The sequence below is a fragment of the Zunongwangia atlantica 22II14-10F7 genome (assembly GCF_002094855.1).
In the GTDB taxonomy this organism is placed as follows: Bacteria; Bacteroidota; Bacteroidia; order Flavobacteriales; family Flavobacteriaceae; genus Zunongwangia; species Zunongwangia atlantica.
In genome coordinates this window covers 394258-409849 of sequence record NZ_ARYN01000001.1, presented here as the reverse complement: position 1 = coordinate 409849, position 15592 = coordinate 394258, and the positions used below count along the sequence as shown (strand labels likewise).

The following is a 15592-nucleotide window of genomic DNA, read 5'->3' as shown; positions in this document are numbered from 1 at the left end:
AAATATGCAAAAAAGAAAGATTTGCGTAGTAGTAACAGCAAGGCCTTCTTATAGCCGCATTAAAACTGCTTTGGCTGCGATCGACCAGCATCAAGATTTGGAATTACAGCTGGTAATTGCCGGTTCTGCTTTGCTAGATCGTTATGGGAATGCTGTAGACTTTATAGAGAAAGATGGATTTAAAATAAGTTCTAAAGTTTTTATGGTGCTCGAGGGTGAAAACCCAACTACCATGGCTAAAACTACAGGATTGGGTTTAATGGAATTAACCAATGTTTTTTATAATTTAAAACCAGATGCCGTAGTTACCATTGCAGATCGTTTTGAGACTATTGCTACCTCTATCGCGGCTTCTTACCAAAATATTCCATTGGTTCATATTCAGGGAGGTGAAGTTACCGGGAATATCGATGAAAAAGTACGCCATGCCAATACAAAACTGGCAGATTTACATTTGGTTTCCAGCGACGATGCGCGCGATCGTGTAATAAAATTAGGAGAAAATCCTGAAAAAGTGATCAATACCGGTTGCCCATCGATAGATCTAGCTAGAGAAATTAATGCTTCAGATCTATATTTTAATCCTATTGAAAAATATGGAGGTGTTGGCCCTGAAATCGACTTCCAAGATGGTTATATTGTTGTTATGCAACATCCGGTAACTACCGAATATCACGAATCTAAAAATCAAATTTTAGCCACTTTAGAAGCGGTAGATGAATTAGGATTTCCTACATTTTGGTTTTGGCCCAATGTAGATGCAGGCTCAGATGGCACCAGTAACGGAATTAGATCTTATCGTGAAAAAATGAAGCCTAAGAATATTCATTTTTTTAAAAATATGGAGCCACAGGATTTTTTAGTACTTCTGAAACATTCAAAAACACTGATAGGAAATTCAAGTGTTGGCATTAGGGAATGTGCTTACCTTGGCGTACCGGTTGTGAATATCGGTAATCGCCAAAACCGTAGATTAAGAGCGCAAAATGTAATTGATGTAGAAGCCAATAAATCTGAAATTAAATTAGCCATTGAACAATCTATTGAAATAAATAATCTCACTTCTTCCAATATCTATGGAAATGGTGAAGCAGGTAAAAAAATAGCTGATATTTTAGCTAAAACCGAACTTAGTTTCAGCAAAACAATTACGTATTAAGATGCTTTGTGTTGGCAATTATCATTATATCAGAACTGATTTTAAAGCAAAATATCCCAGTATTTTTGGTTTTACGCCCTCTCAGTTTAAAATGCAACTGGAAACTTTATCAAAGTATGGAGAATTTATTAGTCAACCTGAGCTTTTGCAAAAAATGGAGCAACCACTTCAAAAAAATTATATCCTAATTACCTTTGATGACGGCTTAAAAGAACAATATGAAATCGCAAAACCCATATTGGATGAAATGGGGATTCCTTTTATTTTTTTTGTAAATAGCTGGAATTTCAGTGAGCAAAAAGTATCAATGGTTCATAAAATTCATTTGCTAAGATCGGTACTAAGTTCAGAGATTATTAATAGCCGAACCGCCACAAAACTTTCCCCGGAAGAGAATCTATTAGCAATTAAGCATTATAATTATGATGATGCTGATACAGCTAAGCTAAAATATCTTTTAAACTTCAAACTTAATTTCAAAGAATTAGGATCGCTTATCGATCCGCTATTCCACGAATATTTTGATGAATCCAAAATTTTTGAAGAATTATATATGACTAGAGATATGCTTATTGATTTAGACAAAAGTCATAATTTGGGATCGCATGCTCACCAACATATACCTTTGGGAGAGTTTGATGAGGAGATTATTTCTCAGGATTTGAAAGATTCTCAATTATTTTTTAATTCTTTATTGGGTCATAAACTTGATGCTATAAGCTATCCTTATGGCTCTTTTAGCGCCTGTCAAAAAGTTTCGAATATTGCCAGAGAAAATGACTTTAAAATAGGGTTTACTATGGAAAGGGCGTTAACAGCAGACTTACAGGAAGATCCATTATTAATTTCAAGATACGATGCGAACGATCTTCCTTTAGGTAAAGGAAACCTATTTAAAGAAAACAAATTATTTTCTAAACCAACTTATAGAAATTGGTATGAAAACAGTGCTATTTACCAGTGATGCAAAACGTCACAAATACATTGCTAAGGAATTAGCTGAACATACTTCTCTTCAATTAATTGTTGGTGAAAAAAAGAGTGTTTCAATCACTAAAAATGATGGTTTAAATGACGAAGATGATGTTTTTTGGAAAAATCATTTCAAACTACGAGAAAACTCTGAAAACCAATTTTTCAAAGACATCGAATTTCCTAAAAATGTAGAATTATTATCCCTGGAGCATGGCAAAATTAATTCAGAATTAGTTCAAAAAAAACTAAAAGAGGTTAATCCAGATTATATTATTCTTTTTGGCACGAGCATTATCAAGAAAGATATTCTAGAATTATTCCCTAACAAGTTTATTAATCTACACTTAGGTCTTTCTCCTTATTATAAAGGATCGGCTACCAATTTATTTCCTTTTTATTATAAAGAGCCAGAATGCGTTGGCGCTACGATCCATATTGCCTCAGAAAAAGTTGATGCCGGTGCTATTCTTTGCCAGATTCGACCAGAAATTGAAGTAGAAGACGATATGCATGCTATTGGCAATAAAGTGATTCTAAAAGCCGGAAAATTACTACCTAAAATCCTGCAAGATTATAAGTCGAGAAAAATTGACTTAATAAAACAACCAAAATCGGGAAAAGAGTTAAGAGTAAAAGATCTTAATATTTCTATTTTAAAGGAAATTTACGAGAATTTTGAACAAGGAATGATTATAGACTATATTCGTAATAAAGAGCAAAGAGATTTAAATAAACCCATAGTTAATTGTAATTTTTGAATATAATAGGCATCATTCCTGCCCGTGGTGGCAGTAAAGGTATTCCCGGTAAAAACATAAAAACTTTAGGCCATAAGCCACTGATCGCTTTTACGATTGAAAGTGCTCTGGAAAGTAATTATCTATCTAAAGTTTTCCTTAATTCTGAAGATGAACAAATTCTTCAGGAAGGAGAAAAATATGCTATTGAAAACTACAAAAGACCTTTTCAACTCGCACAAGATGATACTACCAGTATTGCTGTAATTAAAGAGCAACTTCAAAAGTTATCACAAGACAACCAAAATATTGATGCTATTTGTTTGTTGCAACCCACTACTCCTTTCCGCAGAAAAAATTTAATAGATGATGCTATTACAAAATTTAAAGCTGGCAATTACGATAGTTTAATCTCGGTAAGAGAAATTCCACATGAATATAATCCTTATTGGGCATTTAGTGATCATGATGGAACTTTAGAGCTAACAGTAGAAAGAGAACAAATCGTTTCGAGAAGACAAGATTTACCAAAAACCTATCATCGTGACGGCGCTATTTATATCACCAAAACTGAGGTCATTTTAGCGCAGAATTCGTTCTTCGGAAATAAAACCGGTTTTATAGATACCACTGAAGATCCTCACGTAAATTTGGATACCATGGAAGATTGGAAAAAAGCCGAAGAATTAATTAAAAAGCTGAAGTAATGTGTGGTATTGCCGGAATCATTTCAAGCAAGGGTAATTCTGCTTTTCAATTAAAAGAAATGCTTGCTGCGCAAAAACATCGCGGCCCAGACCATACCGGTTTTTTTGAAGATCAGGGCTTTGCTTGTATTGGGCATAACCGCTTATCAATTATCGATACCAGCAGTAATGCCAATCAGCCATTTAAAGATCCTTCAGGTCGATTTATACTTACATTTAATGGAGAAATCTATAACTATAAAGAATTAAAAAGTCGAGTTCAGGATTATAATTTTAAAACAGTTTCAGATACCGAAGTTCTTTTGGCTTTATATCTTCAGTACGGCAAAGATTGTCTTCAGCTTTTAAACGGAATGTTCAGTTTTGCGATTTGGGATACTAAAAATAAAAAGTTATTTGCTGCCAGAGATCGATTTGGCGTAAAACCATTTTATTATTCCGAAGAAAACAAATTCAGATTTTCAAGTGAAATAAAAGCTTTAAATCTTCATCAAAGAACAGCACCAAATAAAAAAGTTTGGAGTTCTTATTTTTTATATGGATCCTACGGGATGCCTGATGAAACTTTTTACTCGGGAATAAAACAACTACCAGCAGGGCATTATTTAGATTATGATTTTTCTTCTGAAGTTTTAACGACTACAAAATGGTACAATTTCGAGGAAAGAATTAAATCTAGAAATTCTACAAAAAACCTAATCAATTTAAAGGAAGAGTATCTGGAATTGCTCAAAAACAGCATTAAATTGCGGTTTAGAGCAGATGTTCCTTTAGCATTTAACCTTAGCGGCGGTGTTGATAGTAGTTTACTTTTAGCTTTAGTAGACCAGTTTAGGCCAGATGCAGATATTAATGCATTTACTTTTTACACCGGAAATAAAAAGTATGATGAACTGCCCTGGGTGGAGGAAATGATAAGGCAAACTAACAAACCTCTGCAAAAAGTAAAGCTCTCAGTAAACGAAATTCAAGATTTAGCGCTTAGAATTTCGAAACATCAAGATGAACCTTTTGGTGGAATCCCAACATTGGCGTATTCTAAAATATTCAAAAATGCTGCAGAACAAGGAATTAAAGTTTTGCTTGACGGACAGGGAATAGATGAGCAATGGGCAGGATATGATTATTACTTAAATCAACAAAATCAGACTATTCAAGGCTTAAAAAAAGGAAGTTCGGCTTTCAAAAAAGAAGTAATTGAAAAAGAATTTCAAGCTTTGGCGCTACAACCTGAATATCCTACACCTTTTAAAAGCCATATTCAGAATACACAATATCGTGATCTTTTTTATACAAAACTTCCCAGGGCTTTAAGGTTTAACGATCGTATTTCGATGGCATTTAGTACAGAACTTCGAGAACCTTTTCTGGATTACCGTTTGGTTGAATTAGCATTTTCAGCTAAAGATGAATATAAAATATGTGGAAATTCAACAAAACATACCTTAAGACAGATTGCTGCGGAGTTTATCCCGAAAAACACCTCTTTCGCTCCTAAAAGACCGTTACAGACACCACAAAGAGAATGGCTTGGAAACAATTTAAAAGATTGGGTTACTACTGAAATTGGACATTTAGAGCATTCTTTTTTTAGTGAGTGGTTTGATCAAAGATCGCTTAAGCGAGAATGGGAAAGCTATCTTAACGGAAATAACCAAAACAGTTTTTATATTTGGCAATGGGTAAATACTGCCCTTTTAATATCGAAATTCGACGATTTTGAGTAAAAAAATTTTAATTCTGTTACCTGATGGTGTGGGACTTCGCAACTTTGCTTTCACCAATTTCACAAATCTGGGAAAAGAAAAAGGCTGGGATATTACGTTTTGGAATCAAACGCCTTTTGAACTTTCGAAAATTGGTTTAAATGAGCTAAAACTGGAAGGTAAGCCTCATTTTTTAACCGATTTGTATAAACGAGCTAAAATTGAGGCCGAATTAGATCATTTTACTACAAAATTTAATGAATCCGTTTATCAGGAATACAAATTCCCTCCAAATCTCAACTCTCTTAAGGCTAAACTGAAATGGAAAGTCGTTCAGTTCCTAGCTAAGAAATATTCAGGAGAAAAAAAACTGATAAAACTTAGGGAAAAATTTGCCAATATCGAACGAGGAAAGACCTTATATAAAAAGTGCATTGAAACTTTACAAAATGAACAACCAGATGTTGTTTTTTGTACCAATCAGCGTCCGGTAAATGCTTTAGCTCCTTTACTGGCTGCAAAAGATTTGGGAATACCTACGGCTACTTTTATATTTTCCTGGGATAATTTACCTAAAGCAACCAAAGTAGTTAAAACTGATTATTATTTTGTTTGGAGCGATTTTATGGCTTCAGAATTAATAAAATATTATTCTGAAATTTCAGAAAAACAAATTAAAGTTACCGGAACTCCGCAGTTTGAACCACACTTTACTCAAGGTTTAGCTGATTCCAAATCTATCTTCTACAAAAAATACAATTTAGATGCTGAACGCCAGTATTTGTGTTATTCTGGTGATGATATAACTACGGCTCCGCATGACGAATTATACTTGCGAGATGTTGCAAAAGCAGTAAGAAATTTGAATAATTCTGGTAAGAACATCGGAATTATTTTTAGAAAATGTCCGGTAGATTTTTCAGACCGCTATGACCGGTTTTTGGAAGAATATAAAAATGAAATTGTCTCTATAGACCCTTTATGGAAGCAACAAGGATCGCAGTGGAATGCTATATTACCAACCAAAGAAGATCTAGCATTGCAAACATCGATTATCGCCAATACTTTCATGGTAATAAACGTAGCATCTTCTATGATCTTCGATTTTGTGAGTTATAAAAAACCTTGCGGTTACATAAATTACAATCCAGATCTAACGAATCTTAAAAAGGATACCAGAAGCATTTATAAATATATCCATTTTCGCTCGAAACCATCTGAAAAAGTAGCTTACTGGATAAACTCTGAAAGTGATATTGAATCTATAATTTTAAAATCTCTAGAAAAAGATACGATTGAAACAATAGAGCAAGCAAGCGAATGGTTTAGAAAAATAAACAAGCATCCTGCAAATGAAAGTTCAGAGCGAATCTGGAAAGCTTTAAATGAAATTAGCTAAATGCATATAGGTTTTTTAACATCAGAATATCCTGAAAACAATCAGCCAACTGGTGGCATCGCGTCCAGCATCTATCATTTAGCACAGGCACTTTTAAAAGCCGGAATTAAAATCAGTATTTTTATTTATGATCAGGATGAAAAATCGGTTACTGAAAATGATCATCTGAAAATTTATAAAATTAAAAGACGCCACTATAAATTCGGAGGATTTTATTTTTATAGAAAACATTTGCAGAATTATTTAAATTCTGTGATTCAGCAGGAAAAAATTGATTGTATAGAAATACCCGATTGGACAGGAATTTCAGCCTTTATGAAATTGAAATGCCCGATAATTCTAAAATTGCATGGTTCTGACGCTTATTTTTGCCATCTGGAAGGAAGAAAACAAAAAGCAAAAAATCGATTTTTTGAAAAAAAAGCTTATAAAAACGCAGATGCAATAATTGCAGTAAGTGATTTTGTTGGCAGAAAAACTAATGAAATATTTGAGTTAAATAAGGAATGTAAAGTTATACATAACCTAATTCCATTAGATCGTTTTATACCAAATCACCAGAACATCAAACCTAATACAATTCTATACTTTGGAAGCATCATTCGGAAAAAAGGTGTTTTAGAATTAGCAGAAATATTCAATCTAATTATAGAAAAAAATCCTGAAACTCAACTTATTTTAGCTGGCAGAGACGTTATTGATATTGTTGAAAAAGAATCAACCTTAAGTTTATTCAGGAAAAAACTTTCTAAAAGTGCGTTAAGACATTTGGATTATAGAGGTATTTTAAACTATGATGAAATACAGGAATTAATCAAGGAAGCACATGTGGTTGTGTTACCTAGTTTTGCTGAAGCTTTCCCTATGACCTGGTTAGAAACTATGGCCTTAGAAAAAGCATTTATTAGTTCGAATATAGGTTGGGCAAATGAAATTATGATCGATGGAAAGACCGGTTTTACTTTTCATCCTAAAGATCATGTGGCGTTTTCTGAAAAAATCCTAGATCTCTTGTCTGATAATCAACTGGCTACTCAACTAGGAGAAAATGCCAGAAAACATCTTCAGGAAAACTTCTCACCTAAAATTATCGCTGAAAAGAATATAAAATTATATCAAAAATTAGCGAAAATCGATAGCTATAGTAATTGATTTTAAATCTTTTGCTATCTGAAAAATATAAGGACGATCCCTATAAAATGAGATGATATGCATTAAAAGCAAATCGTTAATTTCTTTCATTGTATAAAATTCGGGTATCTTTTTACCTGCCAGTTTTTTTAGCCTGTTTTTAAATTCTTCCTTATTTTCTGATTCAGAGATTTTCACTTTAAAAATCCCATCAGATTGTGAAGAAAAAATCCCGTATATCAGATTTTCAATAGTTCTTTTTTCATCATCTAGATTGATTTTTATTGAACAGTTTAACAATTCTGATTCTTGTTTAGCTGTCATTACTTTACCCCATCCGTCTGAGTTGACTTTGGTAATACCATATTCTTCAGCATATTTTAGATGCTGATGATTTAGTTGAACTATATTTTTAATCTGAAATTCCGCATTAAGCCCTGCTTTCTCTGAAACCCGATAACTCTCATGCCATTGATGTAACATCAAGATTTCTTCTTCATAGAATTCGACTTTAAATCCTGCATTTCTTAATCTAACATGAATATCAGTATCTTCAGCTCCCCATAGATGATAAAATTCATCGAATCCGTTTATACTTTTTAAAGCCTTTACAGAAAACATAGTAAGACCGGTTGCATGATGGTCACTATGACGAAATTGATCAAAATCTTCTGGCTTAATACCATCGAGCTTATCTCCCGACTCAGAAAAACTGACTTTAAAATAAACTGACTGCTCTGGTTTTTGTAATGAGATCGCCGTCTTTACAAATTCAGGATGAAAAATCATATCGATATCGGCTACAAAACAAAATTTGGTTTCTAGTTTTTTTATTACTGAATTTAAAGCCTTTGCCTTATTCCATGGTTGAAATCGAGTTGCATGATTAGAATATTTTATGCTTGGATAATCGCTAAATAACTCCTGAACTTTTACCGAAGTTTCCGGCTCGCTACCATAATCCACAAAATACACCTCAAAATTCTGAACACTTTGATTTTTAAGAGATTCAAAAGAACGCTGAACTCGTTTTAAATCACGGTTGCGATATGGATAGATTATGGAGATCATTTTCTATTTAGAGTTTTCTTGACATTCTTCTTTATAGCAGTATAAGCATTCTTTAAAACAATATATTTAGCTAGTATAATATGTTTAGGTTTTAACGCATTCTTTTCCTTAATAAGTTCAAATAGATCTATACTAAAAGGATCTAGATTTCTAGAATTATACACTTGTGCAATATAGCTATCTCGCATTCCGAAATATTTTTCCAGGTGAAAAACAGGCTCGTAAAGGCTTAGTCTTCCGTACAGATCAAAAGTAAGTTGTGTTCGCATACATTTTGAGCAGACAGAGCAATTATTCTTATTACTGGAAGCATTGGGATTTGTACACACATCTAAATGCCTATACGTTAAAGGAAATTCTGAAATAAATAAGGTACGTTCCGTTCTTTTAAGATTTGAAACTGCAGAATGTATGGTTGTGGACTCTGTTGATAGTAACGGTAGAAGTAAAGTATCAAAATCCTGATTATCCTTAGGATTTAGCTTAAAAAAATCATATCTGTTTTTAGAAGCTAAATAATAATTTTTAATAGCTTTTTGAAGCAAAAGGATACAAGCTACGTTTCTAAGAGTATTAGTTTGTAAAAAGTTTAATTTTAAAAATTCACTTAAATTAGAATCAATTTTAATTATTGGAAGATTTATATCTTTAGCGAATTCTTTTGCCTGCTCAAAACGCTCATTAAAAATTCCTCTTGCTTTTTCTCCTCCAAAATCACCATGACTACCAACATTAAAAAACGTTAAATATTCAATTTTAAATGGTTTGTCTTCCTGAAAATGTCTGTAAAATGTAGAGAACGAATCTACTCCACAAGAAATACCAGTTGCTGCAACATCCTGGATGCATAAATTGCTACCTGATATTTGATCTGATGTAAGCTTTATTTTTTTAAAATTAGAATTTGATAAACAAAGTGCATCTATGAGATAATTATTGATATTATGCAATAGCTTTTGAGATATTTTTCCTCTTACATGAACATTCTCCCCACATTCAAGAGCATAAAAAAGTACTCCGATAACAAAAGCATCAGAATGTTCGGTTAAGATCAAATTTTCATCGAAATTTGAAACTTTAAACCATAATTTTTTAATACTGTTCTTTGATTCGATATCCGAAGAAACAATACATTCATTGATATCTTTTTCGATATGTGGCGTATTGATAACTATCATCCTATTGAAAAATCAGTTTTTCCACTTTGGTATAAGCCTCTAAAACTTTCTTTTCTACAAACTTTCTTTCTAACTCTGGTTTTATATTTTTTGAATTATATGAAATAGCCCACTCTAAAGATGAATAATTAATTACTTCTTTGATGACTAAGGCTATTTGTTCTGTATCTAACGGATCATTGATTATTCTTCCATTTACCTTATCTTTAATCAATTCTTCAGTGGCTCCTCCCGGATTTGATTGAATGGGATAAGCATTCATCACGATGGCCTCTAGCAAACTATTAGGAATCCCATCAGACTGGCTATTCCCAATATAAACTTTAGTTGCTCCCATTAACTCCATTACTTTATCATGACTTATTTTCCCAAAAACTTCTAAATCAAGATTTATTTTTATATCAGACTTATCCACAAAATCCACTACATCTTCTGACGCGCCAAAAACGATAATCTTGAAATTAGATAATTCTGATTTTATTAAAAGTAAAGAATTCAAAACTTCAATACATCTACCATGTTTTCCTTGGTATCCTTTGATAAGAATAACATTTCTATCAGAAAATGATTTTAGATACAAGCTATATTTTTTTACATCATAGCCACCTCTACCAGGAAATTTACCCAAATAAATTCCATTAAAAGAATTTTCGTTTGCAATTCTATAATCTCGTTCACAATCTGAAAACATAAAATCTATTTGACCTAAAACTTTTTGTGCCTCTAGAAAAGCCCCCATACGATTGTAATAATACATATCACTACCCCAAGCAGAATATATCCATCTGATTTTTGAATATTTAAGCATCACATTTTTTATAGGATAGCAGGCATTTTGCATAGAAAATGAATGAACAACATCTGGTTTTATTTCCTTTACTTTCTTCTCGAAAAAATGTTCAAGATCACGTTCGTTAAACTTTGAAATTCTCTGATAAAGTTTTTTATGATTTTTTTTTAAATAATTACGACCTTTAAAATCCCATTTATATCGCCAACCTATAATTTGTTCTACAAAACTAATTTTTTCAATGTAGGTATTTGAGTCATATACATCCAACCAGTATATTTGATGACCGCTATTTTCTAATTGTTTAACCCAATTAAAAAAATGGGAAGAAAAAATAGAAACCATTAAAATTCTCAAAATATATAGGAGTTTAAATAATAGCTAAATTAGGACAAACAAATTAGAAATGATAAAAGTTTACAAACTTGATTCTTTAAAATACACTCCCTTCGATGAAAATTTCATTTTAAATGATTATTTATTTTTAAATAAAAGTTTAAAATTCGTAGAGCAACCTAAGGAAGCAGAGATTATAATTACTTCAAGTGAAAAACATATTTTAAGAAACCCAGATTTAGTGATTAGAAACAAGAAGTTTTTAATTTGGACTAATGAACCACGTGTTTCTACGAAGCAAAAAAGTTTTAGGCTATTCCATCTATTTTCTAAGATTCATGTAATGAATGTTTATACAAAATCTGTTTTTGTAAATCAGGTTACTTATCAAAAAAAACGATTTCAAAATAGCTTGCCTTTAAACCCAAAGGCTAATCTTAATAAAAACAAAGAGTGTGTAGCGTTAATGTCGTTTTATGAAGGAGGGAAACACTCTAAATTAATCATAAACTCAAAAAATGTTGATTTAATAAAATTAAGATCGGAAATCGCATTATTCGGGTATAAGCACGGATTCTTAGAAATTTATGGAAAAGGTTGGCCTAATGGAATTTCTAAAGAAGATTCTCGTAATAAAAATTGGGTAGAAAGAAAAAAAGAAATTTTAAGTAAATACAGATTTAATCTATGTTTTGAAAATACAATCGCAGAAAATTATATTACTGAAAAAATTTGGGATAGTATAGAGAATTATTGTTTACCTATATATTATGCGGGCGAAGATAATAGTATATATAAAATCTTCCCAAAAAACAGTTTTGTTGATTATGCTGAATTTAATACGCCTGAAGAGTTATTTCATTATCTCAAGAAGATATCAGATATCGAATATAAATCCCGCCTTGAAAAATGCATCTTTGTTTACAATAATTTTATTGAAAAACCTAAATCGTTTTGGAAAGAAACTAAAAGTACTCAATTAAATATGATTATTGATAAGTGTAAGTTTATCGTATCTAATTAACCAGTGAATCTATTTTTTCTTTGAGTTTTTTTTCTGACAAATAATCTTCCAAATCACTCCTATTTAAATATCCTTTATCATCTTTCCAATTTTGATAAGCCGTTCTAATCATTTGAAAAATTTTCTTTTCGTCATCCACTTCGGCCCAATAAGGATAATTTTCACCTAACAATCTTTTTACTTCGCTTAATGCAGGACTTAGTGAAAATATGGGTTTATTAGCTGCAATGCAATGCGGAAATTTCCCAGGTAAAAATGGACTTATCTCTGACTTCGCTTCTAAAATAACGTTAACAGAAGTTTCCTGTTGCATTTTATAAACAGTATCAAAAGGTACCGAATAATCTAAAAATTTTATTTCAGGCACTCTTTGACTGAAATCCTGCAAAACCTGCCTGTGATTATTAGCACTGCCTATAAAAACTAATCTACACTGAGATCGAGAAATTTCATCTAAACTTGACACGAAAGTTTCAAAAGCAACTAATAGAGCTCTTGGGTATCTGGCATGAAGCAAACTACCAGCATGAAGTATATTAAATTTTTTGGAGTTCCAATCAAGGATATTAATCTCTTTACTTTCTATAGTTTTTTTATCAATTTGATGTGGTATTACTATTCCCCTTTGACTGAACTCTGCAAAATAGCTTCCCATCCAGTCTTTCAATAACGCACTAGGAAATGCTGGGTATGCAGCTTTGACGGACATTTGTTTAACAAATCTCCATTTTTTTAAATAACCTGGCTCTACCCAGGCATAAGGTCTAGGATATAAATGCATAGGATAAGGGTCGTGAATATATGCAACCCATCTATCCTGCAAATTAGGTAATTTTAAAAGGGCATGATGTGGTCTAAAACTCCCTCCTTTACTAAAAGTAAAAACTAAATCGGGATCAAAATCTATATTTTTGATAGCTTTTATAATACTATCCCTATCATTAAATAATGTAAATGAAAAACCCCAAATCTTCTCAAAGATTTCATGTAGATCGATCTTTAATTTGTAGCGCAGTTGTCTTTCTAACCTACTAAAAAAGTAATTCCAACTAAATTTAATCTCTCTAATTGCAATACACTTAGCTCCTTGAATTTGAATATTCTTCCGTGTATAATGAAACACATGCACATCATATCCAATTTTAACCATGTTATTTATTAAAGCTACTCTACCTTTCGTACCACTGCTATCGTTAACATCAATTGATTCGGCAATAACTAAAATTCTTTTCATTAGGATTAAAATTGGTAAACTAAAATCAAATATATAAACTAGCTTAGATTAACTTCAAGTATATTTGAAAAAACTATATCCACAATGCAAATAGACATCATTGCAGGTACCAGACCTAATTTTGTTAAAATTGCAGCTTTAATGCATGCATTTACTACTAGCTTCAAAATTAGATTAATTCATACCGGACAGCACTATGATAAAAACTTAAGCGATAGTTTTTTTGACCAATTGGAAATCCCAGAACCTGACGTCAACTTAGGAATTGGTAGTGGCAGCCAGGCTTACCAAACTGGAGCTATCATGAAGGGCTATGAAGAACTATTAACAACTACTTTTTTACCTGATCTTTGCATTGTTGTAGGTGATGTAACTTCAAGCATGGCTTGTGCGATTACAGCAAAAAAAATGCAGGTAAAAGTCGCTCACGTGGAAGCAGGTATTAGATCTGGAGATATGACTATGCCTGAAGAAGTAAATCGTATTTTAATTGATGCCATTGCAGACTACTTTTTCACCACCACCAGACAAGCCTCTGAACTATTAATAAAACAGGGAAAAGATCCTAATAAAGTATTCTTTGTTGGAAATACAATGATAGATACTTTGCTGAAATTCCAAACCAAGCTTAAAAAGCCAAAAATTTGGAAAGACCTTAACTTAACTGTTAATAGTTTTTTAGTTTTAACCTTACATAGACCTGCCAATGTTGATGAAGAAGAAAATATCAAGAATACTCTATTAGCAATAATTCAAAGTAGTAAAGATTTACCTCTAATTTTCCCTGCACATCCACGTACAGCATTAAAACTAAAAGCTATAGGTATTCAGGCTAAAAATCTATATATAATTTCTTCTTTAAGCTATTTGGAATTTAACTACCTAGTAAAACATGCTAAAGGTGTGATTACAGATTCTGGTGGGATTACTGAGGAAACTACAGTTATGGAAATTCCCTGTATAACACTTAGAGACAATACCGAGCGACCAGAAACCATTTCTATTGGTACTAATGAACTTATAGGAACAGATACAAATGCAATACCTGATGCGATGAATAAATTGCTACAAGGGAATTGGAAAAAAGGTGGAATTCCTGAATATTGGGATGGAAAAACTGGAGAAAGGATTGCTAAGATTTTAGCTTCCTTAGTACTGGATAAATAAGGAAACCTGTGAGATATTTGATCTGTTCTAAATAATTATAATCCCCTTTTTGCAAAGTATGAGAAAGAACTTTAAAACTTCCTATCCTAAAGGCTAACTGCAAAAAGTGTTTTTGAACCGTTTTATTAAATAAACCATTTTGTTTTAAATTTGAAATTACTTGTCTACAAGCTTCTTCTTTAGAATTTAAACGAAGTTTATTTTTGCTCAAATATTCGCCAGTGTTAGAATTTTCATGTTTTCTTGCATAGAATAACACTTTTTCTAGTGATACTCCTGAGATTTCCTTTTGCATCAAAATTCTACTGTAACACTCCCATTCCTCAGCAAACATTAAGCTTTCATTAAATTTATTTCCTTCAAAACATTTCTTTCTCCACATTACCTGACAAGAGTTAAAAGGAATCTTTTGAATAACCATGTCCTGAATTACTGATCGGTTTAAAACAGAAACATCATATTCTTTGTTTTCAGAAAAATTATAATTAAAATCTCCATAAAAAACCGATCTTAAATAACGTACATACGAAATTTCTGGTAAGAAATGTGCTAAGCATATTTCTAAGTTTTTTGGGTGAGGAATATCATCATCGTCAAAAAAAATAATATACTTGCCTTTAGATAAATCAATCCCCATATTTCTGGAACCAGGTAACCCTTTCTTATATCTATTTGATCTTTTTAAGTAGCGAAAGCGATTATCTTTTATTATAAAATCATTAACTACACTTTCAGTGTGATCTATACTGCCATCATCTATAATTAGGCATTCCCAATTACTAAAGGTTTGCTGTTGTATGGCGAAAAGCGATTCTTTAATAAATTTACTTCTATTATATGTTGCCATTATAATAGACACTAGCCCACTATCTATCATCTACTTACATCTAAAATTCTCTAGCAATATTTTTTAGTAATTCTCAATAAACTTCATTTCTGAATAAGTTTAAAATTTCTAGAAAATTTTCACAAATCCTT

At 31.9% G+C, this 15592-nt stretch carries 14 protein-coding genes; 9 read left to right on the top strand and 5 right to left on the bottom strand.

The features are described 5' to 3' along the window. Window positions 1–4: 4 nt before the first annotated feature. The 7 genes from neuC (at window position 5) to IIF7_RS01665 (ending at window position 7835) form a co-directional block, all read left to right on the top strand. Entirely contained in the window at window positions 5–1159 is a 1155-nt protein-coding gene (neuC, locus tag IIF7_RS01695; RefSeq protein WP_084839925.1) for a UDP-N-acetylglucosamine 2-epimerase, read from the top strand. Window positions 1160–1313: 154 nt separating this feature from the next. Then, window positions 1314–2123, top strand: a complete 810-nt coding sequence (locus IIF7_RS01690; protein WP_176218881.1) for a polysaccharide deacetylase family protein — start codon at window positions 1314–1316, stop codon at window positions 2121–2123. Continuing rightward, window positions 2098–2892 carry a formyltransferase family protein gene (locus IIF7_RS01685; protein ID WP_084839923.1) on the top strand — a complete coding sequence of 265 codons (795 nt, stop codon included), beginning with the start codon at window positions 2098–2100 and terminating at the stop codon, window positions 2890–2892. The genes IIF7_RS01690 and IIF7_RS01685 overlap by 26 nt, the downstream gene beginning before the upstream one ends. Then, window positions 2889–3578, top strand: coding sequence for an acylneuraminate cytidylyltransferase family protein (locus IIF7_RS01680; protein ID WP_084839922.1), 690 nt, complete (start codon window positions 2889–2891; stop codon window positions 3576–3578). Before IIF7_RS01685 ends, IIF7_RS01680 begins: the two co-directional genes overlap by 4 nt. Beyond that, window positions 3578–5305: an asparagine synthase (glutamine-hydrolyzing) gene (gene asnB / locus IIF7_RS01675; protein ID WP_084839921.1), complete on the top strand. Its 1728-nt coding sequence runs from the start codon at window positions 3578–3580 to the stop codon at window positions 5303–5305. Before IIF7_RS01680 ends, asnB begins: the two co-directional genes overlap by 1 nt. Further along, window positions 5298–6683: a glycosyltransferase family 28 protein gene (locus tag IIF7_RS01670; protein ID WP_084839920.1), complete on the top strand. Its 1386-nt coding sequence runs from the start codon at window positions 5298–5300 to the stop codon at window positions 6681–6683. The genes asnB and IIF7_RS01670 overlap by 8 nt, the downstream gene beginning before the upstream one ends. Then, window positions 6684–7835 carry a glycosyltransferase family 4 protein gene (locus IIF7_RS01665; RefSeq protein ID WP_084839919.1) on the top strand — a complete coding sequence of 384 codons (1152 nt, stop codon included), beginning with the start codon at window positions 6684–6686 and terminating at the stop codon, window positions 7833–7835. It abuts the gene before it with no gap. Here the strand turns inward: IIF7_RS01665 and IIF7_RS01660 are convergent. From IIF7_RS01660 to IIF7_RS01650, 3 genes are read right to left on the bottom strand one after another with little or no spacing between them, the layout of a single operon-like run. Then, a complete protein-coding gene (locus tag IIF7_RS01660) occupies window positions 7806–8885 on the bottom strand; it encodes a glycosyltransferase family 2 protein (protein ID WP_084839918.1) in 1080 nt (359 codons plus the stop codon). The two genes, IIF7_RS01665 and IIF7_RS01660, sit on opposite strands and share 30 nt — an antisense overlap. After that, the gene (locus tag IIF7_RS01655) at window positions 8882–10063 is read right to left on the bottom strand and encodes a hypothetical protein (RefSeq protein WP_084839917.1); all 1182 of its coding nucleotides are present in this window, start codon (window positions 10061–10063) and stop codon (window positions 8882–8884) included. Before IIF7_RS01655 ends, IIF7_RS01660 begins: the two co-directional genes overlap by 4 nt. Before the next feature lies 1 nt (window position 10064). Further along, on the bottom strand, window positions 10065–11210 hold the full coding sequence (locus IIF7_RS01650; protein WP_245801478.1) for a glycosyltransferase: 1146 nt from the start codon (window positions 11208–11210) through the stop codon (window positions 10065–10067). A gap of 49 nt (window positions 11211–11259) precedes the next feature. Here IIF7_RS01650 and IIF7_RS01645 point away from each other — a divergent pair, with 49 nt between their 5' ends. Continuing rightward, window positions 11260–12213, top strand: a complete 954-nt coding sequence (locus IIF7_RS01645) for a glycosyltransferase family 10 domain-containing protein (RefSeq protein WP_084839915.1) — start codon at window positions 11260–11262, stop codon at window positions 12211–12213. Here IIF7_RS01645 and IIF7_RS01640 read toward each other — a convergent pair. Further along, window positions 12206–13447 (bottom strand): glycosyltransferase family protein, encoded by a 1242-nt coding sequence (locus tag IIF7_RS01640; protein ID WP_084839914.1) that lies wholly within the window; start codon window positions 13445–13447, stop codon window positions 12206–12208. The two genes, IIF7_RS01645 and IIF7_RS01640, sit on opposite strands and share 8 nt — an antisense overlap. 84 nt (window positions 13448–13531) lie before the next feature. Here IIF7_RS01640 and wecB point away from each other — a divergent pair, with 84 nt between their 5' ends. Further along, window positions 13532–14614: a non-hydrolyzing UDP-N-acetylglucosamine 2-epimerase gene (wecB, locus tag IIF7_RS01635; RefSeq protein ID WP_084839913.1), complete on the top strand. Its 1083-nt coding sequence runs from the start codon at window positions 13532–13534 to the stop codon at window positions 14612–14614. On the opposite strand, the gene IIF7_RS01630 is transcribed toward wecB, so the two are convergent. Beyond that, a complete protein-coding gene (locus tag IIF7_RS01630) occupies window positions 14580–15461 on the bottom strand; it encodes a glycosyltransferase family 2 protein (protein WP_245801477.1) in 882 nt (293 codons plus the stop codon). The genes wecB and IIF7_RS01630 overlap by 35 nt on opposite strands. Window positions 15462–15592: the final 131 nt, after the last annotated feature.

Bases quoted from the DNA above. Each gene is read 5' to 3' on its own strand.
- neuC (WP_084839925.1), top strand. From the start codon at position 5: ATGCAAAAAAGAAAGATTTGCGTAGTAGTAACAGCAAGGCCTTCTTAT.
- IIF7_RS01690 (WP_176218881.1), top strand. From the start codon at position 1,314: ATGGAGCAACCACTTCAAAAAAATTATATCCTAATTACCTTTGATGAC.
- IIF7_RS01685 (WP_084839923.1), top strand. From the start codon at position 2,098: ATGAAAACAGTGCTATTTACCAGTGATGCAAAACGTCACAAATACATT.
- asnB (WP_084839921.1), top strand. From the start codon at position 3,578: ATGTGTGGTATTGCCGGAATCATTTCAAGCAAGGGTAATTCTGCTTTT.
- IIF7_RS01665 (WP_084839919.1), top strand. From the start codon at position 6,684: ATGCATATAGGTTTTTTAACATCAGAATATCCTGAAAACAATCAGCCA.
- IIF7_RS01660 (WP_084839918.1), bottom strand. From the start codon at position 8,885: ATGATCTCCATAATCTATCCATATCGCAACCGTGATTTAAAACGAGTT.
- IIF7_RS01655 (WP_084839917.1), bottom strand. From the start codon at position 10,063: ATGATAGTTATCAATACGCCACATATCGAAAAAGATATCAATGAATGT.
- IIF7_RS01645 (WP_084839915.1), top strand. From the start codon at position 11,260: ATGATAAAAGTTTACAAACTTGATTCTTTAAAATACACTCCCTTCGAT.
- IIF7_RS01640 (WP_084839914.1), bottom strand. From the start codon at position 13,447: ATGAAAAGAATTTTAGTTATTGCCGAATCAATTGATGTTAACGATAGC.
- wecB (WP_084839913.1), top strand. From the start codon at position 13,532: ATGCAAATAGACATCATTGCAGGTACCAGACCTAATTTTGTTAAAATT.
- IIF7_RS01630 (WP_245801477.1), bottom strand. From the start codon at position 15,461: ATGGCAACATATAATAGAAGTAAATTTATTAAAGAATCGCTTTTCGCC.